Below are 24,449 nucleotides of genomic sequence, written 5' to 3' on the forward strand. Positions count from 1 at the left end.
ATATGTGAACCTGTTTATGATTATTTGTAGGTTTTATGACTTACTAATGGCTAATTCTCTGTTGTTAGATTTTACTATTTATGATTTTTTACGCTATAGCATGCTCAAATCCCTTGTGCCAGTAAGAACAAAACTATTTTTACCCTCCCTATATAAGTTTTATCTTTATATTTTAAATATATATATAAGATATATATTTATATAAGATTTTATTAATTGATAAAAAAAGAGACATACTATCAATATGTGCAGGCTCCATTTGTCAATTTCAGGACTAACTTTCTTTAAATTTTATGATTGCAACTACTTGAGCATGATCAGATTGTGTTTGATTTTCAATATCATCACATTTTAAATGCATGTCAAACACCCTATATTTGTAGCTTTGCAATAAAGTTTGATTAAAAAATGTGTTTTAATCCTTACTTAAAAACAAATATAAAAACTCCATTTTGAAAAAAGATTGATCAAAATGGAGTTTCTCTTTTTAACTAAGTATGAAATTTTTATAAAAAAGTTTGATTATTTTAATACTCCTTATTCCACTAACGTACCTGTTTACGGAAATGGAATATTTTGTTTTAAATTATCGTACTTTATTTTAAAACCATATTTAGGGCTATCCAATTTTAGTTAGAGTATAGCTTTAATAGTTCTTGTATTGGTAAACTATTTGTATTGTTCATCCCAACAAAATATTCTAATTGCCATTTCTGTGTTTCAATAGCTTGTTTGCTAGAGGGATTTTCCCAGCTAGGGTAAACTCTAATTGCCATTTTTCCTTTTGTAGTGGCTGTTTTAAGGATATTTTGTTTTACAAGTACTTCTTTCGGAAAAACAAATTGTCCAAAATTATTATTTCTAGTAAAAGTATTGATAACCAATAAATCAGTAGCTTTTTCATATGAAAAAGCTTGGTTTTTATTATCCCCATCTTTTTCCCAAAAAGCAACAAACTGTCCTATCTTGGTAGGTGTTATTTTTGCGACTCTAAATCTAATTGATTTTGAATTTAGCTGAAATATACCAGCCCCATAATCTGAATTTTGAGCTTCTTCTCGGACAGCTTTTATGGTTAATTGATTGGGTTCATAAAACATTTTATTTACATATGTTAACGCATTATAAAATTCATTCACTGCTTTGCATCCCCTATTTTTTATACTATTAATTCCAACGCCGTTCAAATCAATATTATCTTAATTTGAACGCAATGCCCAAATAAAGCTATTGAACTAACCGTTTGCGGAAGAAGGAAAACTAAAATAATAACATTTCGGTTCGACTTTTTTATAAACAGTATAACTTTTTTCAAAACAGTACATCTTTTTTAAAAACGGTACGACTTTATTTCAAATCTACAACTACAGCTCCCCGATAGTTAATTTTGAATATAGTTCACTATCTAAAGTGAAAAAAGAACGATTTAAAAGTATGTATTAAGTGGCATTGGATACTTCACCTACTTACAACAAACTTCTATTATCCCATCGTTGTTAGCAGAACCATAATTCCATTAGTTAGACCATGAATGATAACTGACGGCCAAATTGAATTGGTTCGTTCATACGCCCATGCAAAGACTATACCACTTAAGAAGTTTACAGGCATCGCATTATAAGTTGGAATGTGGATAATTGTAAAGATTAATGAGCTTAGAAAAATAGCCCATATCATACCAAAACGTGTACGTAGCCATCGATATAAAAAACCACGATAAAATATTTCTTCATATATTGGTGAAATGACCGCCGCAGAAATAAAAGCAATAAGAACAGTAAAGAAATTTACGCTTTGCTGTATCGCCTCAGTTTTGCTGTTCTCATAAGAATTTCCAATAAAGCTAGTAAGCACCATCACTATTACATCACCAGCCATTAATATAATAGTTAGTAAGACAATAAATTTCCAATCCTTTATAGAGAATGACCTGATTCCTACTTCACTCCAAGAAAGTTTCTTTGGACGAAGGATCATAAAATACACACCTGAAACTAAAACAATCGCTATTGTTAATCCTATTAAAGTTCCTGAATATAACTCATTATCAAACCACTGAGAATAAATAGGCTTTACTAAGAATTTTATGCATCCTATAACAAATACAAATTCGAGTATCATCATTAATAGAAATTCTTTTAATCCCCAAGGGTCTTGGTCCTTCCAATTCATGTCTTTTTTCTTCATTCATCATTCCTCTTTCTTTGTATTATATAACCTAACTATAATAGGTGACGTAACGTCACTTACAACCTTCATTTTCAGGGCAAATTAAATAAATTGATGGATTACAGGAGGATACGCATCCAAACAACATAATTTTACTCCTGCAATAAAAATACCCCTTTAGATATGATTACCTAAAGGGGTAAAGCATCGCGACTGTATTTCAAATCTACAATATTCGCTTACTTGACCAATGTATTTACCGTTTCTCTATTTTTAATTTATGTTGGTCACATAAAAAAAGAGAAGAAGTATCATCTCAGAATCATGATACTTCTTCCCTTTTCTAAATAAAATTATCAGCCAGTATTACCGTGTGCATAACTTACTACAGCACTGCTAGCCTGTTGGATATCTGCTTGTTGGACATTAACATTAAATCCCAATGAAGAGATCCCAACTGTCAGAATACCTACAGCTATAAAACTTTTTAAACTTAATTTAAGGAATTTCATTTTAATACCTCCCTTTCTAATATCGTTTCTTTTGCTTGATAAGTTAAAAGGAAATATGAACTAGATTTTTCAAATTGTGCATCATTATGGAATTTTAGAGCTAATATCTCACAATATTCCTGGATGTACTCCCATAGTCCTTCTTTTTTAAAATATTCTATTCCCGTTAAAATAGTTTTTTCTAAAGTTTCAGTTTTTTCTTCGTTACATAATTTGTCTAGAATTTCAAAGTGATGCTGGTATTCTAAAATCTCCAACTCATTACAAATATGTAATCCATTTTGTATAAGCTCTGATGCAATTCCTCTTTCTTGTAACTTTTCCTTATCTGACAGTTCTTTTAAACGGGAATTGAGCATAAACTCTACATAGCCAATTGGGGAATCTATATCTGATCGAAAGCGTATATCATCAATTATCTCTAATACAATATCTTCATGCTCTTTCCATTTCTTAGAAACTTTTGGAAATACTTTTTCCTTACAACGTTCTTCAAAACGTTTGATTTTTTGTTCAAATGTATTTGGCTGTTGAAATTGATCTAATTTTTTTTCAAAACTAATTAAATCTGGATCTTTCTTTTTTTGACTACGTATTATAAATCTAATCCTTTGCACTTTCCTACCTGATTTAATTTCTTCAAACTCAAAAGAAATATCTGTTTTTTGATTTAATTCCTTTTGAGATGGTTTCAATACACGTTGCTTAAAGTTTGCATAGTTAGGATATACATCCATTGCATCTAAATAGTATCTTAAATTTTCAAGACTAATTGTACGTTCTTTTAAATCTTCATATTGCTTTAATAATTCATAAATCCGTATTGCGTATGTACTTTTCAACTTAACAACATTAGCTAACCTATAACTCGTAAATTTACTACTCAATTCTAGTAAAAATGGTTTCAATAAAGGATCAAAGCGCATATCGATAGTTCCTTTATTTCTATTATAAATTGCTGAAGATAGCCATGAAACCTGTATCAGCTCTTCCCCTGCCCTAATTTCAATTACTTTTGATAATAATTCCTTCGTAATTTTACTTAATTCAGTATATTTAGTAGATCCACTTAAACCAAGTAGATCATGAAATTGTCTAATTGGGAATGCATATGTTTTAAAATCCCGATCATTCGGTTCAATATTGCTAGCCAAACAAAGTAGCATCTTCTGTTCTACTAAATTCAAACGAGAATTTGCTTCGATTAATGTATTTGACTTCGAAACAATATTATTTTCTTTAATCTGTAAATCTTGATTTAGAGACATACCTATATACGTCCTTTCTTTAAACTTCTACAATAACTATCACAAATATATAGTCCTTGTTATAGTTGATTTTCTCCCAAGTGCAACAAAACATCTTTCAATTCAAGTCGATGATGTATTCGTCCCACATAAAAGAATTATGTAAAGTATAGAGATTATTTACAGAAATTCCGAGAACTATATATTATGCAACCAAATTTGTTATCTTTACAACCATTTTTGTTATAAATAAAACCGAATTTGTTATCTTTACGCACCATTTTTGTTGTAATAATGCAACCAAATTTGTTATTTTTAACTCATAGAAAACTGAAGATTATTATCGAACGTCATTCAAAAATAGGAATGGCGTATTTTGTGTAACTTTGAAATGAAATTTGATTAAAAATATTCCACAAACCTTTATTCTACAGCAGAGAAACGAATCCATTTTGAAAAAAGATGGATTCGTTTCTCTTTGAATTAACATTCCATTTTATAAAAAGGTTTGATTAAAACTCACTTGAAACTCTTCAATTGAAAATGAGCAAAACGATTAGATTTTTTTACAAACTGTTAACCTTTTTCAAAATAACACTCCCTCAACATCAAACTTAAAGATGATCATTTTGGTCTTTAATTTCAATTTTAAGTTCTCTTCCAGATTCAGTATCTATAAAAATCGAACAATTCTTTATTTGTTTATTATCCCACACGTCCTCAACAAAATTAGAAATAGATTTGCCTAAAGGTTTTTCAATATAATCAGGAGGTTCAATGGCAGGGCTAACATAATTAATTGTGTCAAGTGATTCTGGACTCAATTCAAAGGTATGTATCATTGTCATTGAGTTTTCGAGTAATATGTTTATAATCTGTTGTTTAAACTTCGATAAATTTCCTGGTATCTCTTCATCAAATAATTCAGCAGCCTCTGTTTCAAGTTTTTCTAAATGATTTAATATTTCTTGATATGCGTCTATATGTAACGATATTTTACCACTCCCACTTAGTGGTATTTTGCGTTTGAAATTTCTTAATTTCCAAAGCGTATCGTAAGATAGTTTCTGTTTTTTTAAGATATCTATACTATCAGAGATCTTTTTCACAAATTCAGTATCTCTTTCAGCATTATCTAAGGAAGCATATTTTATTTGATTATTGTTTAAATCATTCTTATTGTTTTTTGTCTCCTCCTTAAGTTTGTTATTATCTTTTTTTTCTCTTAATTTATTTACAATATAGGAAATAGATGCAAATAAGGCACTACCAAGAGCAGATTGAGTTATGTTAACAGGATTATTCGCCACCTTTTCTGCAAAAATAACAAAATCTATCCAAATAGAACCAGAATAGATACGTTTAATCTTTAATTTATGATCTTTATATTCTAATCCAAATTCTTCACATACTTCATAGTTTATATTGTTTAAAGCATCAAGTATCTTTACAAAACTGGTTAAATCCAACTCGTCTTCAAAATCAATATACAACTTAAAATAATCTGTTTTTATATTGGTATCAATCGACATTTTTTCGCCTCTTTCTGTTTGATTATATATAACTATATTTTCTTTAAAGAAACGAAATCCTTTTATAGTAAGTTAATTTGTTCATATCTTTCTGTAACTTTTTTTAAACGGTTAAACTTTATTTCAAATCAACATTTTGTACTTTTTTGAGGTACAAATTCGAAAAAGTGGATCATCATCATATGCATTTAATGCATCTAGAATTTTATAGGGATGGTGAGGAAATATGAGTCAATATCAAATGCTGTATAGTACACCTTATCTATATTCATCAAAAATGCTTAGACAAATGTATAAAGAAACTAAAAAAGAAGAGAATATTTGTGCGATACAAGAGCATATGCAACGACATAAAGTTTATTTAGACCGACAGTACCGAGGATATTATTATTTAAGCCAAAAAATTGAAGAGGACCTATATGGTGATGAACATGCTATAAGTTGGAATGAGTTATTAGATGATTACCAACTATACAGGGATCGTAAAGGAAACTTATCTATTAAACCGAAGGGATGGGACTAAAGTGTCGATCATTGGAGAGCTAGGGGTAGTTTATGCTGTTACAGGTGCTTCAGTTATAGGGATTAAGTTACTAAAAAAGAAAGGTCTTTACCTTCCAGATTGGTTGCTACATGCGGGGCTAAAATGCTTATTAATTGGGAGTGTTTGGTATGTGCTAATGGATATACTAGATGTGTTTCTACGTTAGTATTACATCTAGTAGTTGGAAAAAATTATAACAGTGCGCCTTAATCTGTTTTTTCTAACCTTCCATACAGGCTCAACTACCTAAAGGAGGTATGGAGGATATGATATCACTTTTGTTAATACCAGCAACCTTTTTAACTGTTGCTTATTTTTATAGAGGTAAAGAGATGAGTGATAAGAAAAAAATTACTACATTTTTTGAAATTGCAAAGATCTGTGTTCAGCATAAAGGAGAATTACAATACCCCATTTTTTTAAAAGAAATAGAAGATAACATAAGTATGAATTATGTCTACAAGCTACCTTTAGGTGTACCTAGTCAACTTATTAAAAAGTTAGCTGAAGTATTAGAAGAAGGACTATATAAACCTGTTAAAATATCGTTTCATCAAAGAGAGCTTCATATTCGAGTATTTAAGCAAGAAATACCTGAGAGGTGGAATTGGTCTAAGGATCTGCTAAAAGAGCAAACATGGAGCATGATGATAGGGAAATCGTTAGATAAGCATGTATATCATGATTTTGAGAAAACCCCTCATATGTGCGTGTCGGGTATGACTCGCTTTGGAAAAACAGTATTCTTAAAAAATGTGATGACGAGTTTAATTTTACAACAACCCCAATATGTGAATTTCTTTATTATCGATCTAAAAGAAGGATTAGAATTTAGCCCTTATAGGGATCTGTGCCAAGTAGAGGAAGTTGCTAAAAACCCAAAACAAGCATTAGAAATGTTAGTCAGAGTGCGTGAGATGATGGTAAAACGAATTGAAATGATGAAGACATCTTATTTTACGAATATTATAGATACATCCATTAAAGAGCGGCACTTCATTATTGTTGATGAAGGAGCAAACCTTTGTCCGACACAAGGCTTACCTAAAAAACAACGTGACTTATTATTTATGTGTCAGGAGATGTTATCTGAAATCGCAAGGATCGGGGGAGGTTTAGGATTCCGGCTTATCTTTTGTACCCAGTATCCTACTTCTGACACATTGCCAAGGCAAATTAAACAAAATGCTGATGCAAAGCTGGGTTTTCGATTACCAACAGCGGTTGCTTCACAAGTTGCTTTGGATGAACCAGGTCTTGAGGATCTGCCTTCCCTTCCAGGAAGAGCATTATTTAAGACTGATCGGACAGAAGAAATCCAAGTACCGTATTTAAAGGATAAAAACATGTGGGATTTACTGAAGCAATATAAGGTGGTGAAAAAGCATGAGGCACCAAACCCTCAAACAGAAAGCGAGGCAAATCGAGATTTTATCCACTTTGAGTAAATTAGATTTTGCAACCAGGAGACAATTGCAAGCTATTCACTGTTTAGGAAGTATTCGAAATGCAAATCGTGTATTAAAGGATCTACATTCATATTGTCACATTACAAAAATGGCTCGTGAACACGTATATTATTTAAATAAAAAAGGACGTGACTTATTAGGCAGTACAAAAGAAGTAAAGAAAAATAGTCAATTACAGCACATATTAATGCGAAACGAAAGCTGGATGTGGCTTGGTTTTCCAGAATGGAAAACAGAAAGACCTGTAGAATTTTCAATCAATGGTCAACGGTATCAGATTATTCCTGACGCAACGTATTTTGAAGATAATGTTCCCCATTTCGTTGAAATAGATCGTATGCAACATATGAAGGCAAACGAACATAAAATACAGTTATATGGCCATATAACAGATATCTATAAAAGACAGAATGCTATTGTTCCAGTAATTATCTTTTTCACACTATCAGACTATCGGCAATCAAAATTAGAGCAATATGCTGTAAAACAAAATGTGTTTATGAGAACTTTTGTGATGGAAGATGTTTTTAGTTAAAACCAGAAATCTTGATGATCTACATTCTTATTAGTTAATTTTCTTAATGTCCTAATAATTTTTTGTCCATTCTTTAAAGATGGATGGAAGGCATCGCCTTTACACAGTCGACTAATCGTCCCTCTATTGACCCCACTTTCTCGGGATACTTCTTGCTGAGTTAAATTATGTTTATCTAAAAACCTTCCAAACTTAGAGCGAGGTTTACCGATTCCGAACCAACTCATAAAATCACCTCAAAATTAGTTGTTTGTTATTACATCTTGTCCAAGAATCAAACTTTTTAAACTTCAACATAATTTGCATATTTGCTGGAAAAACATCATAGTATAAATACAAAGATTAAAAAACTAAAAAAATATGTAATAATTTTGAGGAATCTAGCATTCATAGTAATAGCTACAAGTTGCTTATACACTAGCCTAATGGCAACTTGTTGCAACGAGTATTCCAATAAAATGAAAAGCTTGAATCCGTTGGTACATAAGGGTTTGAGCTTTTCTTAATTTATGAAGAAATGAAAACGAGTTTAATAAGTTAAGAGATAGTAAAGTGTTCCGTAGTCGAATTTTGAAGAACTTTATGTAATTTCACGTACCATATTGACATTAAAAATTATTTACAAAAGGATTGTATAAACCGAAAAACAAGGTTTATAATAAGAACAAACGTTCTGTGTTGGAGGGGTTACCTTGTATGATTATTCTCTATTACCTAACCGAATTATCTTGTGTGTAGATCTTCGTAGTTTTTATGCGTCGGTGAGTTGCATAAAAATGGCTCAATTGTATTAGCTGCAACGGTTCTGGTGCAAAGATAAAATAAAAGAGAATATAGCGCATATATTGCTAGCGGAATTGTATTTTATACTGTTAGCCCAAACAAGTGATGGATGAATTCTTTCTGATTTTGGACAGACTGATACCGTAAATCAAGCTGTTCTTTTTTAATCATATGCATGGCTTCAACACCACTCAATATAGAAGTTGCAGTTTTAAATGACTTAAACCCCAACATAGGACGCACACGTTTCTTAATAAAACGATGATCTTGTTCCACTATATTATTGAGATATCTAACTTGCCTTATCTTTATGCCTTCGGGCATATGTTTCTCTGCTTTCAACGCTTGAATCGCTACAGGATAGGCAGGGTTTTTATCTACTGTTATCACACGAGGTTTAGAAATGTACGAAAAAGCCAAGGCTTTCTTGAAAAAGCGCTTGGCTGCTTGTTTATCCCTTGATTTACTTAGATAAAAATCAATGGTATTCCCTTCTGAATCAACGGCACGATATAAGTACATCCATTGACCTTTCACTTTAATATAGGTTTCATCGACTCTCCATGAATCGTTTGTTGATTTAAGATGATGCCGTATTTTCTCTTCTAATTGAGGTCCATATTGATGAACCCATCGCATAATCGTTGTGTGAGCTATGGATAAGCCTCTTTCCTCCATCATTTCCACCAGGTTACGGAAGCTCAAATTGTACCGTAGGTACCACCTTACTGTTAGTAAAATTAGTTCCGGCTGATAATGCTTCCATTTGAACAAATTTTCCTTTTCCATACCGATCACACCCCTTTTTTAGAGTAATACTATCAGTATGTCCAAGTTTAGGAGATTACTTGCAAGAGCTTTAGAGTTTTTGCACCAGAACCCTAATTTTTAATATTACAGCAATCTCCTCCCCTGTTCAGAGATAAGTGTAATCCACACCCATTAATCATTTTCACCTGAATACACTTTTAAATCTTCCATTGCTATGGCTATAGCATGTTTTTCTGTATCAATTAACGATATTCCCTGTTTAATAGGAGCCCAATGCTTATATCCATAATCCTCAAACCACGCAAAAACTTCTGTAGTGAAAAAGCCATTATTTCGTTTGATAACTTGAACCTTGTATTTTTTGTTTTGGGAAACAATCTCTTTAATGATTTCTGTCATTGTCTATCTCCTTCTACCTTTTATCCAGATTGTTTAACTGGGGACTTTCGTATTCACATAATTCTCGTTCTCGGCAGTCAATGTATCTATAAGCCTAGAAAAAAACTTATCTTGGCAGCATCTTTAAAAGATAAATACATGTTCAGAAATATAAAATTCAAAGATTAATTGAACATTGATTTATGTACACACTTTATGAGGTACCGCCAGCATTTTAAAAAAAAACCACGCTAAGGGTATTGGATTCCTAATTTATGTTATATTAGAATTATTACATATTGAAAAGGAGATATAAAATGAAATTTAGATTTATTACGATTATAATCGGTATTTTATTATTAGGTGGATGTTCTTCGATTTCAAATAATTCAAGTACTTCAAGTAATCAAAGTGATTCTTCTGTTGGTTTGAAATAAAGTTTGATTAAAAATATCCCGTGACCCGTGTTTGCTCACCATATACCTAGCCTTTATTTTGAGAAAAATTCAATCAAAATAAAGGCGTTTCGTTATATTTAGTAACTTACTTTTACAAAAAGTTTAATCAAAAATTCAAGACCTTATAAACAATTCACCGCTATTTCAAAGCCACTAAAAAAGCTCCATGAAAGGAGCTAATTATTTCACAAGATTCTTCTGTAATTCTTCTATTATAAGATCTGCACCTGTTGGACTTAGCGTAAGCTTTCCATCTGCTAAAATAATATTTTTATCAGATACTTCTCCTGTTATTGCACACGCTCCATGGGCTTCATATTTTTTTAAGATGATTTTTTCACCATCTACATAAATCTCTAATGGTGTCTTTTCTTCAATTTCCAGGGTGCGTCTTAACTCCATTGGTATAACGATACGTCCTAATTGATCTAATTTTCGAGTTACTCCTGTTGATTTCATGAAACCTCTCCCTTATATATTCTATAGCTCTATATTTCTCATACCCTATGCCATTTTCTCATTGTAACAGGCTTTCTCCGTACATGAAAAACATTATGATTCAAAAACTGACGGCCAGAACAAAGATATTTTTACACTTTTGCTTAAAGGAAATATAGGGCTTCTATTTTAATTTCAACTTAGTTCCAATATACAACATTTAAACTTAAAAATTAAAATTTTAATTAAACGAAATTTGCAGTTTTAAAAGGGGTTCTGGTGCAAAAACTCTAAAGCTCTTGCAAGTAATCTCCTAAACTTGGACATACTGATAGTATTACTCTAAAAAAGGGGTGTGATCGGTATGGAAAAGGAAAATTTGTTCAAATGGAAGCATTATCAGCCGGAACTAATTTTACTAACAGTAAGGTGGTACCTACGGTACAATTTGAGCTTCCGTAACCTGGTGGAAATGATGGAGGAAAGAGGCTTATCCATAGCTCACACAACGATTATGCGATGGGTTCATCAATATGGACCTCAATTAGAAGAGAAAATACGGCATCATCTTAAATCAACAAACGATTCATGGAGAGTCGATGAAACCTATATTAAAGTGAAAGGTCAATGGATGTACTTATATCGTGCCGTTGATTCAGAAGGGAATACCATTGATTTTTATCTAAGTAAATCAAGGGATAAACAAGCAGCCAAGCGCTTTTTCAAGAAAGCCTTGGCTTTTTCGTACATTTCTAAACCTCGTGTGATAACAGTAGATAAAAACCCTGCCTATCCTGTAGCGATTCAAGCGTTGAAAGCAGAGAAACATATGCCCGAAGGCATAAAGATAAGGCAAGTTAGATATCTCAATAATATAGTGGAACAAGATCATCGTTTTATTAAGAAACGTGTGCGTCCTATGTTGGGGTTTAAGTCATTTAAAACTGCAACTTCTATATTGAGTGGTGTTGAAGCCATGCATATGATTAAAAAAGAACAGCTTGATTTACGGTATCAGTCTGTCCAAAATCAGAAAGAATTCATCCATCACTTGTTTGGGCTAACAGTATAAAATACAATTCCGCTAGCAATATATGCGCTATATTCTCTTTTATTTTATCTTTGCACCAGAACCCTACTTTTAAATACCTCTGAAAGGAGACAATTATTTTACAAGATACTTCTGTAATTCCTCTATTAAAAGCTCTGCACCTTCTGGACTTAACATAATTTTTCCGTCTGCTAAAGAAATATTTTTATCAGATACTGCTCCTGTTATTGCACATACACCGCCAGGTTGATACTTTTGTAAAACAATTTGTTCTCCCTCTACAAAAATCTCTAGTGAAGATTTTTCTTTAATATCTAAAGTATCTCTAAGTACCTTTGGGATTAGCAAAAGCCCTAATTCATCTACTTTTAAAGGTATTTTTGTTGATTTCATATAATCTCTCCCCTTGTGAAGTCTATAGCTTCATCTTTCATACCCTATGCTATTTTTATAGAAATAATATATTCTTATACACAAAAAAATATAATACTTTAAAAACAGGCGACCTTCACATTGATATTTTCAAACTTTTTCTTAAAGGAAATATATCTTTCTTCCATTTACTAAAATTAGCATGTAATTGGTATTTTTCTTAGGGGTAAGAACCACCCTTATAGCTTGTTAAATATAGATAGCTAACAATTGAAACTATACTGATTTTACACTATATTAAAAGGTGAAAAATATTCTTATAAGAATAAATTGTTAACTTATAGGGGGAAAAATGGAATTTTACGATCTTGGTATTATTATTAAAGAACTCAGAATAAAAAAACACATATCACAATCTGAATTATGTAAGGGAATATGTTCACAAAGTCAAATTAGTAAGATAGAAAAAGGAATTATTTATCCATCTAGCATATTATTATATCAACTAGCTGAAAAACTTGGTATTGATCCAAATTATATATTTGCACTAACGCAAAATAAAAAATTAAAATATGTAGAAAATGTAAAGTATGTAATAAGAGATTGCATAAAGCAAAAACAGTATAAAGAACTTTATGAAATAATAAAAAGAGAAAAAAACGGAAATAATTTCCAACAAAAAGAAGATAAACAATTTCTACTATGGCATGAAGCAATTGCTATATTTAATGTAAATGGATCAACAAAAAATGCTTTAGATACTTTAAATAAAGCATTAAAATTAACCTTAACCAATGTTGATTTTTTATCAGAAAAAGAAATAGATATCATGCATACAATGGCTGTAATACATGCAGAAAATAAAGAATATGAAAAAAGCATTAATATATTAAAAAAAGTTTTAAATAATTTTAATAAGATAGATTTCCCTAGAAACAAAGAAATTAAATTAAGAATTATTTATACTTTAGCAAAATGTTTACAGCACACATGTAAACATGAAGAAGCAATAAAATATAGTGATATGGGTATTAAATTAGCTATTAATATAAATAGTTTATACCTATTAGGTGAACTATACTTTGAAAAAGGTTTAAATTTAATAAAGCTTCAACAACCTAAAAAAGATGGTTTTAATTACATGAAAAAAGCATTATTTATATTTGAACTAACAGAAAAGAAACAATATATAAAAATAATTAAAGAAAAGTATTTTAAAAACCAAAAATAGGAAACCACTGATGTTAAAGACTGCAACAAATAAAACTTATGTTTAATTAATTTTAAAACCACCTATTAAATTAACTTGTAGGTGTTTTTTTTATCTCTAAGTATATAATTAAATAAATTTATTATCTTTTCAGGTTCTGGTGCAAAAGCTATAAGATTTATGTAACTAATCTCTGAAACTTAGACATACTGATACTAGTACTCTAAAAAAGGACGTGATCAGTATGGAAAAGCAGAACCTATTCAAGTGAAAACATTATCAGCCTGAACTAATCTTATTAACAGTAAGGTGGTACCTACGGTACAATTTGAGCTTCCGTAACCTGGTGGAAATGATGGAGGAAAGAGGATTATCCATTGCTCACACAACGATTATGCACTGGGTTCATCAATATGGACCTCAATTAGAAGAGAAAATACGACATCATCTAAAATCAACAAATGATTCATGGAGAGTCGATGAAACCTATATTAAGGTAAAAGGGCAATGGATGTATTTATATCGTGCCGTTGATTCAGAAGGGAATACCATTGATTTTTATCTAAGTAAAACAAGATCATCGTTTCATTAAGAAACGTGTACGTTCTATGTTAGGATTCAAGTCATATGAAACAGCCACTTCTATATTGAGTGGCGTTGAAACCATGCATATGATGAAAAAAGGACAACTTCATTTGCAGGTGAAGTCTGCCCAAAATGAAGTTAGATTCATACACAAATTATTTGGAATTGCATCATAATCTACCATTGAACAGTCTATGCAGGTTTCTATGTCTCTATCAAATGATTTTTGCACTAGAATCAAAAAGGACACCCTCGTTAGATACTCCTAGCAAGTGTGTCCTTTCACAATTTTCTATCAATGAAACTATTATTTTACTCCTACGTCATTCCAAGCTTTTTGCACAGCTTGATGGGGTATGGCAACCAAAAGCGAAATATGGGGCCATATGCAAATATATTCCAATTCACAAAGGATACGTGGAGAAAGTTTTTATTCTCCACGTATCCTTTGTGTTAATTTGCAACTGGATAAATTGACATATCAAACTGTACATCCGGTGGCTGTCTATTTGGATCAATTCCATACTTGCCAAAACGATTCACATGAGCTGTAATATATGGGCTCAACTCACTTAATAATTCTTCGTCCAATTCATTTCCATCTTGACGATAAGCATGTAACACTTGTGTTAATGCAAATACATTGTAGAAGATTAAACAATTTGCTATTAAGTGATTAAACTGGTTCTGGTGCAAAAATCATTTGATAGAGACACAGAACCTACATAGACTGTTCAATGAAAGATTATGATGCAATTCCAAACAACTTATGTATGAATCTAACTTCATTTTGAGCAGACTTCACCTGCAAATGAAGTTGTCCTTTTTTCATCATATGCATGGTTTCAATGCCACTCAATATGGAAGTGGCTGTTTTATACGACTTAAACCCTAACATAGAACGCACACGTTTCTTAATGAAACGGTGATCCTGTTCCACTATATTATTGAGATATTTCACTTGCCTTATTTGTATGCCTTCGGGCATACGTGTCTCTTCTTTTAACTCTTGAATCGCTACGGAATAGGCTGGATTCTTGTCTACTGTGATAACACGAGGTTTACAAATATGAGAAGCAGCCAAGGCTTTCTTAAAAAAGCGCTTGGCTGCTTGTTTATCTCTTGATTTACTTAGATAAAAATCAATAGTATTCCCTTCTGAATCGACTGCGCGATATAAATACATCCATTGCCCTTTTACCTTAATATAGGTTTCATCGACTCTCCATGAATCATTTGTTGATTTTAGATGATGTCGTATTTTCTCTTCTAATTGAGGTCCATATTGATGCACCCAACGCATAATGGTGGTGTGAGCAATAGACAAACCTCGTTCCTCCATCATTTCTACCAAATCACGAAAACTTAGGTTGTATCGTAGGTACCATCTTACCGTTAATAAGATAATATCAGGCTGATAGTGCTTCCATTTGAACAAATTTCCCTTTTCCATACCAATCACACACCTTTTTAGAGTAATAGTATCAGTATGTCCAAGATTTAGAGATTACTTGCAATTGCCTTGAAGCTTTTGCACCAGAACCCTTTTTCCTCTACTCTTTCTTTGCTGTGCCCTTTAGAAAAAAACAACTTGTCTTTATCCAAGTTGTTTTTTCTGTAAAGATTTCATTTATTGTTTATGATAGTTGAGGTAGTAATTCAAAGAGGCACCTATCAGGGACATAGTTTTTAAGGTGAGTTTTTGGAAAGCATTTTTATGAAAATTGGCGGGAATCGTTTGAAAATTAAAATAAACCCTCTTTTCTGTGTACCTCGAAACATTTAATTTGTATAATAGAAAAACTAAGAAAATTAAAAAAATAATGCGTATGCATGTTTACATACATAGGAGTGAGAGTATATGTACAAACTGACCGAGATTATTGACGTAAAAGAAATACAAACTATGGCAGAACACTTTTATCTTTTAACACAGATTTCACATCAGCTGCTTGATTGCAACGGAAGAATCATATTTCATTACGGCACACCATCCTCTGATATACATTTACATACAAAAATTCATGTCCCTATTATATTCAATGAAAATACGATTGGTGATTTTGTGATTTTGTCGCCTAAAGAAAGTATTGAATCTTGCACTATATACTTTAAATCCCTTGCAACGATTATAACGAATAAAGGAATGAATACATTACAGCAATTGCAGAAAGATCAATCTATCCCTGCTGAAAAATTATATATGATTTTACACAACATGCCCGTTATGGTTGATGCTTGTGATGAAGAAGGGAATATTGTCATATGGAACCGAGAGTGTGAACTTGTAACAGGTTATAGTGCCGCTGAAATTGTTAACAATCCTTGCGCGTTAGAGCTACTTTATCCAGATGAAACGTATCGTAACCAGTTACTTCATGGATTTTCTGAACTCGGTAAAAACTTTCGTGATTGGGAAATGACACTTACTTGTAAAAACGGTGATGAAAAAACAATCCTATGGTCAAACCTGTCAGAAGAATTCCCTGTTCCTGGATACAGTCACTGGGCAGTTGGTATTGATATTACGCGTCGGAAAAAGATAGAAGAGAAACTTATAGAAAAATCTTCAGAGTTAGAATTAATTTTTAAAGCACTTCCAGACTTATGTTTTTTAACAAGACTTGACGGAGTAATCGTTGATTATAAAGCCGGCTGTCAATCAAGATTTTATGTACCTGTCGAACAATTTATGTATAAAAAATTTCAGGATGTGTTACCTTTAGATGTTGCCCTGCAGCTACAAGAAGCAATTGCAAGGGTACAACAGAATAATTCCATAGAAATTGTAGAATACTCCTTGCTCATGCATAATAGTATTTACTTTTTTGAAGCACGATGTCTACCACTATTAACAGATAAAGTGATGGTTATGGTTCGCGATATTACAGAGCGGAAAAAGACAGAGGAACTACTAAATAAATCAGATAAATTAGCTACTGTTGGTCAACTCGCTGCAGGGGTTGCACATGAAGTGCGAAACCCACTCACTGTTATTAAAGGATTTATACAATTATTAGAAATACAAATGAAACATGAATCAAAATATTTTCACCTCATACTTTCTGAAATTGAGCGCATTGAATCTATTATTCACGAATTTTTATCTATTGCTAAACCTGAGGTATGTTCTTTTGAACAAGAGAGCATCGATGTAATTTTAGAAAACGTTGTATCTTTAATGAACACAAAGGCAATTATGACAAATATTCATGTCACATTCCAAACGGATCCTGACGTTGTATATATTGATTGTTGTAAAAAACAATTAAAACAAGTGTTTATCAATGTTTTACAAAATTCGATTGAAGCAATGCCACATGGGGGAAACATAATCATTACCACTAAGAAAGTAAGTAACAATGAGGTGGAAATTTGTATTTCAGATGAAGGGATTGGTATTCCAGAAGAAAGAATTGCAAAACTTGCTGAACCTTTTTATAGTACGAAAGAAAAAGGAACAGGTCTCGGTTTAATGATTAGTTACAAAATTATTGAAAGTCATCAGGGAAGAATTTGTATAACAAGTAAAGTTGGAGTAGGAACCTCAGTGTACATTTATTTACCGCTTTTGCAAGATGTTTTAATACTGACTTAAATGAAATTATGGCATGTTATTTTGAGATTACATGTGTACAAGCGGCCTCATGGGTATACTCCCAAAATTTCCCCAACAAAAAAATCCCCGTAAAGTATATACACTTTACGGGGAGAGCCTGTTTTCTATCTTATTATATACGTACAGCCGTACCGCTTACAGCAACCATCAACATACCATCACGAACAACTTTGTAGTCTACATCAACACCAACGATTGCATTAGCACCTTTTTGTCTTGCAAGTTCTTTCATTTCGTCCATTGCAATATCACGTGCTTCTTTTAATTTATTTTCATAAGCACCAGCACGACCACCGACAACATCACGAACTGAAGCGAATAAATCGCGAACAATATTTGCACCCATAATAGCTTCACCATTTACAATATCAATATATGGTTCTGTTGCAAAGTTTGAAAAAGCATAAACAGGTTGAGTAAATGAGGAACAATATTTAGGAAGTAGCTAGTAATTGTTGAAGTTCATTGTACGTTGAAAAGGCGGAGTCTCTTTGAAGACTTCGCCTTTGTTTATATAGAGCATGAATGGTCTCGATACCTTTTATCGTACGTGAAGCATGACGAAAATTTTGAAATCCTGCAGATTTGGCAAAACGTCTCTTTACATGCCTGTGATCCTGTTCAATAAGGTTGTTTAAATGTTTGATTGTACAATGAATTGTAGTTTGATAAAATCCTTGTTTTCTTAATTTGTTAAATGCACAAAGTAATGCCGGCGCTTTGTCTGTAGTGAGAACCGTTGGTTCTCCAAAATGTTTTACTAATCTTTTCATGAAGGCATAGGCAGCCTGATGGTCCCGTTTTTTACGAAGTTGAATATCCAATGTGTTTCCATCTTTATCAATTGCACGATAGAGATAACGCCACTCTCCCTTAACTTTGATATAAGTCTCATCCAAATGCCAAGATAATCGTGCAGATTTATTTTTCACTGTCCAAATTTGATAGATGAGATTGCCATATTCATGAACCCATCGCATGATGGTTGTTGAGTGAACTGAAATGCGACGTTCTTTCAGGATTTCAGAGACATCGCGATAACTTAAAGAAAAACGACAGTAGTAGCCGACAGCTACTAAAATAATCTCTTTCTTGAATTGTTTTCCTTTAAAATACCTCATGCTTGATTCTCCTAGATCCTATTTTCTAGAGTGTAGCTTCATGTAGAAAACTTTGCAACAGAACCTTTACACGTATCTCGGCTGAACCCCATATTGTAGAAAACACAAATTTCGCTATGCAAAAGAGACTATCCCTAAAGAAGAGCCTCCTTCTGATCACAATCTGCATTATTTTTTTGTACTATACGTAGCCAGTGGCTTAACAGGTTTCGCATCCGTCGCTTCCCATATCGGGGCAGTTAACGTTGGATAATTTAACGCTTCTACTTTTTTTCTCGTTTCTTGTGATGCTTTCAGTCCCCATTGATCAAAAAATGGTAGTAAATTTTGTTTCGCTACTTTCGATGTATTATAAATAAAGGCCTGTATTTTATCTTCGTTCGTTTTTGGAAGTTTGTCTTTTGGTAACTCTCGATATAGTTTATGAAGATTTGGATAGAAATCTTCACCATATGCTAAATGAAGTTGCCAAAACATAACAACTTTCACAAACGGGTCATTAATCTTTTCATATTCTTTATCTGTTTGTTTTAAGTATTGAAAAGCCCTGTCATAATCCCCTTCTTTTTCTAAACGTGTTGGTTGACCTGGGAATAATTGTTTTTGTGCAGCTAAAGAGTATATATTAACATTGACTTCAACTACTCCATCCCACGTCCAAGGATATTGTTGTCTTGTATGCCCTGCTTCATGCATTTGTCCCCATCCAAATTCATTTACATTCAAAGCACTTTTAATTGCATCATAAGCAGTAGTAAATACGACTCCATCCCGACCTGCATACATGTACATGCCCGGTGGATTGTTAGGATTTTCCACGAAAGCCCAAAGACGGCGAGTTGAACGATGTAACGGATTAGAACTTGTTTCAGATAGCCCTGATAATTTATCTTGTACTAGAATCATGTCATCATATTTTTTTAATAGCGGAACAGGATCTTGATTTACAATGTATTTCTTCGCACTATCACGAGTAACAGTAAGTACCGCTCGTTTTGATTTTAATTGTACAGCATGCGCATCTGGATACTTGTCCATCATCGCAATCCAGTCTTCTTTCGTATGCTTCCCTAATTCAAAGAATGGAACAGGACTCCCGCCTTGTGTTACTTTCACCTTAACGGTTCCTTTCCCTTCAGAGTTATCAAACCCTAATAAACCACCGTTTGGAGAGGAGATGGTATTAGGACCAGGAGAAAGACGAAATGCTTTTCCCCCTTCTTTATCATATTCATGTGTCCCAATAATCGCGCCAAGCTTGTCTAATCCAGATAGTCCCGATACTTCAATTGTGACTTGTTCATTCGGTTTTACATAGATTCCTGTTGGTATATAGTTTCGTTGCTCACTTCTTATTTCTCTTATCGCTTCACCCATATAATGTCCTGTACTTGGAAGTTCAAACTTCCTCTCTTCATATTGCGCCTCGGTTTGTGTAGTTTCAGCATGAATGTTCAAATTATTTACAGTCATAGATGTAAATAATGTCGTTGTCAAAACAGCAGATGTCATCAATACTTTCATTGGTTTTTGTAATCTACGATTCTTTCTTTTATTCATATTAATCAGTCCTTTCATTTCAATCCATTCTAACGGTCATATGAAACGCCAGGTTTCTTATCTATCCATATACTTATTTATAAAATTAATACAATTAATAATCCTCTTGCTATGGTACTTCTTAAATTGACTTATTCCTATCCGTAAAAATTAGGGAGGCCAGATGTCAGGTTTAAAAAGAAGGCAAAAGTAAGTAGCGGTCATGTTGTATTCTGCATAGTAGGTATGTCCATAACTTAAAATGGATATATATAGTTGATATTTACATTAAAACATTTATTTCTTTTGAACGTAAACATCTAATCTAGCATAGCGATACTAAATTAAACACAGTTTATATATTATTAAATCTGAAAAATCATAGAAGAAAAATATTTCAATATAATTTTATACCCGTCAAAAAAACTGACCATGCGCAAAAGAAAAATAGGAAAAAGCACGTTTGTTTCATGCTTTATCCTGCGTAATGGTAATCTACACATTGGAAATTTACAGTTTGGATGAGTACCTTAAAAATGTTTGTAAAATAATGAAATGATATTATGTAGGATATTATGCCCTATACAAATATGAAAAATTGCATATTTGTATAGGGCATACGGCAACCATTTGTTACTTTTGGAGCCACTCAAGAAAAATGTACTTTATAATCCAATTTTTATAGTTTTTTGTATTCGGTAAATTAAAAAACCTTAAAAACGGTTCTGGTGCAAATACTTAGGAAAGGTATAAAGGAGTGAAAAGTTTCCTAGTGGAATCTAGTCTTAAGCAACAATTCCAAATAGTTGATGGATGAACTTCACCTGGTTTTTGACAGACTTGTCCAGTAAAACAAGTTGCCCTTTTTTTCTCATATGCATAGCTTCTATTCCAGAAATAATGGATGTAGTTGTGCGAAAGGATTTCAATCCTAACATCGAACGAACCCGCTTTTTAATAAATCGATGATCTTGTTCTACTATATTATTCAAGTACTTTTGTTGTCTAAGTTGCATACCATCAGGTATGCTTTTTCTTACGATTAGTCAACCTGTATTTATAGATTTTTGATGGATTGAGTACCAAAAATCTATATCACACATGTATCCACGTATAACGCATACTAAATACCCCTAATATGATTCTTTTTTTTACTAGGGGGAGATATGATATGATATGATGAATAAAACTATGATATTAGGCCGTTAACCGATAATCATAGTGTATATCGTGTGTAATAAGATGAAAGAGAAGCTTCAGTAACTTATTCACACACGCAATGGACGCAACTTTATGACATTTGTTATAGGGTTGCGTTTTTAATTTATCGTAGTACTCTATAATGTGATTTCGCCCGTAACGCCGTTGTTTAATCATGTTTTGGATAATCAGGAAAAGTAGTTTTCGTAAATGTTTATTTCCACGTTTATTAATTTTATCTTTATAAAAAGTTTTACCGGATTGAAAGCGACGTATATCAATACCGGCATATGCATTCAATTGCTTGTTATTCGCAAAACGAGTAATATCTCCTATTTCAGCCATTAAACGTACAGCTGTATTTGGCCCAATTCCAGGAAGGCTCAAAATGATACTATATTCTGCACGTTGTTCGGCAAGATGTACCATCTTGTTAATGCAATGTTCCTTTTGATGAAGAAGTTCTTGATAACGCCTTGCGTATACCTTGAGTTGATCACATAGGACATCATTTTGTGAAACGGCTGGATAGGAATTTTTCGCTATTTCAAGTATTTGAATTGCCTTTTTCTCTGCCATGATAGTTGATATTTTTTTATTGGTATTGGCACGAATACGATTTTTTATGATTGTTTTAGAAAGATTTAAAACACAATCTGGATGGGGAAATAGTTGAACAAAATTTAAAAATAGATCCGATTTACTAGTGAACATTTTTTCTAATTCAGGAAATGTTAATTGAATTACTTTGTGCATACGACTACGAATCATCGATAATTCTCCATCCAGTTCGCTATAAAATCTCGAAAGAGACTTTAACTGATGGAATAAGTGGTCCGTTCCATGAGATACCCTTCGGGTAACTGTAAAATGAGTAATGGCTAGTCGATGTGCATCACTTCGGCCCGTTTTATGAATCCGTAAGGAATCACATTGTAATTTTGCTTCTAAGGGGTTTAATAGACAATATGTATATTGGTTATCTTGCATAAATCGTTCTAGCTGCCTGGAATAAATACCTGTTGCTTCGAACACAATTCCAGGTGATTTGCCAGTTTCATTGGTAAGCTCATGTATCTTTTTTTGTAGCTCTTCAAATTCAGACTTTGAATGTTTAATTTCTTTTTCAAAGATACATTGTTTTTGTGCATTATAAATGACCATATAACTTTTACCCATACTGATATCAAATGCAATTACGTGTCTCATAAGGTTCCTCCTGACGTAAAGTTGAAGTCTTCATCTTACACTTATCGATTCCCATTTCTTATACACGATCTCGAGGACCAACATACTAAAAACTGATTCAAATAAGGTAAGTGAAGAAGGTCAGTTTTTTTTACGGATTCGGAATCCTAAAGCATACACGACCCATTCTTCACTTCTACTATATAAAAAATAGTAGTGCGAACCAATGCCTTGGCCTGCACTACTAATCTTAGTATGTTTTCTTTTTTCAACTGTTCAATTGCTATAGGATAAGCCGGATTCTTATCGACTGTTATAACACGTGGCTTTGAAACATGAAAAGACTGCAAAGCTTTCTTGAAAAAGCGCTTTGCAGCCTTTTGGTCTCTTGTTTTGCTTAGCCAAAAATCGATTGTGTTTCCTTTCGAATCAACAGCACGGTACAGGTACATCCATTGCCCTTTAACTTTTATATATGTTTCATCAACTCTCCAGGAGTCATTGGTTTGCTTGAGGTGACCACGAATTCGTTTGTCCAATTCAGGGCCATACTGATGAACCCAACGCATAATCGTGGTATGAGAAATAGATAAGCCCCGTTCCTTCATCATTTCCATCAAATCACGAAAGCTCAAGTTGTATCGTAGGTACCATCTTACTGTTTGCAAAATAATATCATGATGATAATGCTTCCACTTGAATAAATTTCGCTTTTCCATACTGATCACGCACCTTTTTTAGAGTACTAGTATCAGTATGTCCAAGTTTAGAAGATTACTTGCAAGCGGCTTCGTTTTTTTGCACCAGAATCGACCTAGCGACAGGGTGACTGCATTAATCCTCAAGATTTTTTCTTATTCAATTTGTTAGAAGGGTCATATGGATTTTTGAAGAAACAAGAGAATGATAGACATTTTTTAGAAGATATTGCATATATTCAGTTATGTATTGGTATTAATCTTTCATTTGAATGGACAAAGTGATTTCAAAAGAAGGGAAGTGAGGGAAACATGATACATCAGTATGAAATAGATTTTTCAGTGATGTATGGTGGCAAGGAAAGAGGTTTACAATCCGCAATCATTCCAGCACGTTCTTTAGAGGAAGCAAACGAGAAATTGAAATCAGAAGTCAAGCGACGATTCGGGAAATGTCATGTGAGAATTGATACGGCCAATTTATATGTTTCAGAGGATAGCAAATATACGATTGTATGAAAAAGTCTTGTTTATACAGCAAGGCTTTTTCTTATGTGTGACAATCATATTTCGTTAAGTACGCCACACTATTCCACGCGGTGATTTTCCGTTTTTATAAAAAAGTTTAACTAATTAAATATACATACGTTAACCAACCTAAAATTGGTGTTGCGCACCTTCACATTTTTGAGGAAGGAGTCTTCTGTCGGAAGAAAATAAAGAAGCTACAATGAATTAAACCTACAATACTAACAGTAGCATTTGCAGAAAATCTACTTCTTTTTTCATCTAATATTTCTTGATAAATATCTTCTATAGCAACTGCTTGCATTTGCAACTCCTAAACCCTCCTACAATTATGTGAACGTTTATGTATTTTATAGATTAAGTAACTTATCGTTAATTTCAATTATAATGATATTATATAAAAATAAAAATTTAGTATTTTATTAAAAATCACATAATTAACGAAGTAAATATTTATTTTATTTTTCTAATTCTTCAGTTATACTAAAACAGCATAAATCTA

Annotated in this window: 24 protein-coding genes and 4 pseudogenes; 9 read left to right on the forward strand and 19 right to left on the reverse strand. The window is 32.5% G+C overall.

Annotated features, from left to right (window positions below):
- Positions 1-629: 629 nt before the first annotated feature.
- The 5 genes from QRY57_RS00830 to QRY57_RS00850 all read right to left on the reverse strand — a co-directional run bounded on the left by QRY57_RS00830 (position 630) and on the right by QRY57_RS00850 (position 5,460).
- The gene (locus QRY57_RS00830) at positions 630-1,139 is read right to left on the reverse strand and encodes a MepB family protein (RefSeq protein ID WP_286015071.1); all 510 of its coding nucleotides are present in this window, start codon (positions 1,137-1,139) and stop codon (positions 630-632) included.
- A gap of 343 nt (positions 1,140-1,482) precedes the next feature.
- The gene (locus tag QRY57_RS00835; RefSeq protein WP_286015072.1) at positions 1,483-2,187 is read right to left on the reverse strand and encodes a CPBP family intramembrane glutamic endopeptidase; all 705 of its coding nucleotides are present in this window, start codon (positions 2,185-2,187) and stop codon (positions 1,483-1,485) included.
- Between the two features lie 338 nt (positions 2,188-2,525).
- On the reverse strand, positions 2,526-2,681 hold the full coding sequence (locus tag QRY57_RS00840; RefSeq protein ID WP_286015073.1) for a hypothetical protein: 156 nt from the start codon (positions 2,679-2,681) through the stop codon (positions 2,526-2,528).
- Positions 2,678-3,949, reverse strand: coding sequence for a replication initiation protein (locus QRY57_RS00845; RefSeq protein ID WP_286015074.1), 1,272 nt, complete (start codon positions 3,947-3,949; stop codon positions 2,678-2,680). Before QRY57_RS00845 ends, QRY57_RS00840 begins: the two co-directional genes overlap by 4 nt.
- Before the next feature lie 593 nt (positions 3,950-4,542).
- Positions 4,543-5,460 carry a hypothetical protein gene (locus tag QRY57_RS00850; RefSeq protein WP_286015075.1) on the reverse strand — a complete coding sequence of 306 codons (918 nt, stop codon included), beginning with the start codon at positions 5,458-5,460 and terminating at the stop codon, positions 4,543-4,545.
- Between the two features lie 226 nt (positions 5,461-5,686).
- Here QRY57_RS00850 and QRY57_RS00855 point away from each other — a divergent pair, with 226 nt between their 5' ends.
- The 4 genes from QRY57_RS00855 to QRY57_RS00870 all read left to right on the forward strand — a co-directional run bounded on the left by QRY57_RS00855 (position 5,687) and on the right by QRY57_RS00870 (position 8,008).
- Positions 5,687-5,983 carry a hypothetical protein gene (locus QRY57_RS00855; protein ID WP_286015076.1) on the forward strand — a complete coding sequence of 99 codons (297 nt, stop codon included), beginning with the start codon at positions 5,687-5,689 and terminating at the stop codon, positions 5,981-5,983.
- 1 nt (position 5,984) lies between these two features.
- The gene (locus QRY57_RS00860; protein ID WP_286015077.1) at positions 5,985-6,170 is read left to right on the forward strand and encodes a hypothetical protein; all 186 of its coding nucleotides are present in this window, start codon (positions 5,985-5,987) and stop codon (positions 6,168-6,170) included.
- A gap of 100 nt (positions 6,171-6,270) precedes the next feature.
- Complete coding sequence (locus tag QRY57_RS00865) at positions 6,271-7,452, forward strand: FtsK/SpoIIIE domain-containing protein (RefSeq protein ID WP_286015078.1); 1,182 nt, start codon at positions 6,271-6,273, stop codon at positions 7,450-7,452.
- On the forward strand, positions 7,391-8,008 hold the full coding sequence (locus QRY57_RS00870; protein ID WP_286015079.1) for a replication-relaxation family protein: 618 nt from the start codon (positions 7,391-7,393) through the stop codon (positions 8,006-8,008). The genes QRY57_RS00865 and QRY57_RS00870 overlap by 62 nt, the downstream gene beginning before the upstream one ends.
- Here the strand turns inward: QRY57_RS00870 and QRY57_RS00875 are convergent.
- From QRY57_RS00875 to QRY57_RS00890, 4 genes are all read right to left on the reverse strand, one after another.
- Entirely contained in the window at positions 8,005-8,235 is a 231-nt protein-coding gene (locus tag QRY57_RS00875; protein ID WP_018767621.1) for a helix-turn-helix transcriptional regulator, read from the reverse strand. The two genes, QRY57_RS00870 and QRY57_RS00875, sit on opposite strands and share 4 nt — an antisense overlap.
- A gap of 637 nt (positions 8,236-8,872) precedes the next feature.
- Positions 8,873-9,580, reverse strand: a complete 708-nt coding sequence (locus tag QRY57_RS00880; protein WP_098338490.1) for an IS6 family transposase — start codon at positions 9,578-9,580, stop codon at positions 8,873-8,875.
- Positions 9,581-9,733: 153 nt separating this feature from the next.
- The gene (locus tag QRY57_RS00885) at positions 9,734-9,961 is read right to left on the reverse strand and encodes a hypothetical protein (RefSeq protein WP_286015080.1); all 228 of its coding nucleotides are present in this window, start codon (positions 9,959-9,961) and stop codon (positions 9,734-9,736) included.
- A 617-nt stretch (positions 9,962-10,578) separates the two neighbouring features.
- A complete protein-coding gene (locus QRY57_RS00890; RefSeq protein WP_286015081.1) occupies positions 10,579-10,857 on the reverse strand; it encodes an AbrB/MazE/SpoVT family DNA-binding domain-containing protein in 279 nt (92 codons plus the stop codon).
- A 343-nt stretch (positions 10,858-11,200) separates the two neighbouring features.
- On the opposite strand from QRY57_RS00890, the gene QRY57_RS00895 reads away from it, so the two are divergent.
- The gene (locus QRY57_RS00895) at positions 11,201-11,908 is read left to right on the forward strand and encodes an IS6 family transposase (protein WP_098338490.1); all 708 of its coding nucleotides are present in this window, start codon (positions 11,201-11,203) and stop codon (positions 11,906-11,908) included.
- A 93-nt stretch (positions 11,909-12,001) separates the two neighbouring features.
- Here QRY57_RS00895 and QRY57_RS00900 read toward each other — a convergent pair whose 3' ends face one another.
- Positions 12,002-12,280: an AbrB/MazE/SpoVT family DNA-binding domain-containing protein gene (locus tag QRY57_RS00900; RefSeq protein WP_286015082.1), complete on the reverse strand. Its 279-nt coding sequence runs from the start codon at positions 12,278-12,280 to the stop codon at positions 12,002-12,004.
- Positions 12,281-12,611: 331 nt separating this feature from the next.
- Between QRY57_RS00900 and QRY57_RS00905 the strand changes: the two genes are divergently transcribed.
- Both QRY57_RS00905 and QRY57_RS00910 read left to right on the forward strand, forming a co-directional pair.
- Positions 12,612-13,490, forward strand: coding sequence for a helix-turn-helix domain-containing protein (locus tag QRY57_RS00905; RefSeq protein ID WP_286015083.1), 879 nt, complete (start codon positions 12,612-12,614; stop codon positions 13,488-13,490).
- Positions 13,491-13,761: 271 nt separating this feature from the next.
- Positions 13,762-14,230, forward strand: a pseudogene (locus QRY57_RS00910) (IS6 family transposase).
- A gap of 277 nt (positions 14,231-14,507) precedes the next feature.
- On the opposite strand, the pseudogene QRY57_RS00915 reads toward QRY57_RS00910, so the two are convergent.
- Both QRY57_RS00915 and QRY57_RS00920 read right to left on the reverse strand, forming a co-directional pair.
- Positions 14,508-14,738: pseudogene (locus tag QRY57_RS00915) on the reverse strand (Tn3 family transposase); the annotation flags it as partial.
- A 61-nt stretch (positions 14,739-14,799) separates the two neighbouring features.
- Positions 14,800-15,507 (reverse strand): IS6 family transposase, encoded by a 708-nt coding sequence (locus tag QRY57_RS00920; protein WP_286015085.1) that lies wholly within the window; start codon positions 15,505-15,507, stop codon positions 14,800-14,802.
- Between the two features lie 408 nt (positions 15,508-15,915).
- On the opposite strand from QRY57_RS00920, the gene QRY57_RS00925 reads away from it, so the two are divergent.
- Complete coding sequence (locus tag QRY57_RS00925) at positions 15,916-17,652, forward strand: PAS domain-containing sensor histidine kinase (protein WP_286015086.1); 1,737 nt, start codon at positions 15,916-15,918, stop codon at positions 17,650-17,652.
- 133 nt (positions 17,653-17,785) lie between these two features.
- On the opposite strand, the gene QRY57_RS00930 is transcribed toward QRY57_RS00925, so the two are convergent.
- The 6 genes and pseudogenes from QRY57_RS00930 to QRY57_RS00955 all read right to left on the reverse strand — a co-directional run.
- Complete coding sequence (locus tag QRY57_RS00930) at positions 17,786-18,046, reverse strand: heavy metal-binding domain-containing protein (RefSeq protein WP_286015218.1); 261 nt, start codon at positions 18,044-18,046, stop codon at positions 17,786-17,788.
- 61 nt (positions 18,047-18,107) lie between these two features.
- Entirely contained in the window at positions 18,108-18,794 is a 687-nt protein-coding gene (locus QRY57_RS00935) for an IS6 family transposase (protein WP_286015087.1), read from the reverse strand.
- A 168-nt stretch (positions 18,795-18,962) separates the two neighbouring features.
- Complete coding sequence (locus tag QRY57_RS00940) at positions 18,963-20,354, reverse strand: M60 family metallopeptidase (protein ID WP_286015088.1); 1,392 nt, start codon at positions 20,352-20,354, stop codon at positions 18,963-18,965.
- A gap of 764 nt (positions 20,355-21,118) precedes the next feature.
- A pseudogene (locus QRY57_RS00945) lies at positions 21,119-21,367 on the reverse strand (DDE-type integrase/transposase/recombinase); the annotation flags it as partial.
- A 163-nt stretch (positions 21,368-21,530) separates the two neighbouring features.
- A complete protein-coding gene (locus tag QRY57_RS00950) occupies positions 21,531-22,742 on the reverse strand; it encodes an IS110 family RNA-guided transposase (protein WP_286015089.1) in 1,212 nt (403 codons plus the stop codon).
- A 209-nt stretch (positions 22,743-22,951) separates the two neighbouring features.
- A pseudogene (locus QRY57_RS00955) lies at positions 22,952-23,440 on the reverse strand (IS6 family transposase); the annotation flags it as partial.
- Positions 23,441-23,731: 291 nt separating this feature from the next.
- Between QRY57_RS00955 and QRY57_RS00960 the strand changes: the two are divergent.
- Positions 23,732-23,938 carry a hypothetical protein gene (locus tag QRY57_RS00960; protein ID WP_286015091.1) on the forward strand — a complete coding sequence of 69 codons (207 nt, stop codon included), beginning with the start codon at positions 23,732-23,734 and terminating at the stop codon, positions 23,936-23,938.
- 160 nt (positions 23,939-24,098) lie between these two features.
- Here QRY57_RS00960 and QRY57_RS00965 read toward each other — a convergent pair whose 3' ends face one another.
- Positions 24,099-24,257 (reverse strand): hypothetical protein, encoded by a 159-nt coding sequence (locus QRY57_RS00965; RefSeq protein ID WP_286015092.1) that lies wholly within the window; start codon positions 24,255-24,257, stop codon positions 24,099-24,101.
- Positions 24,258-24,449 lie beyond the last annotated feature (192 nt).

The organism is Bacillus arachidis (genome assembly GCF_030285945.1).
GTDB lineage: Bacteria > Bacillota > Bacilli > Bacillales > Bacillaceae_G > Bacillus_A > Bacillus_A arachidis.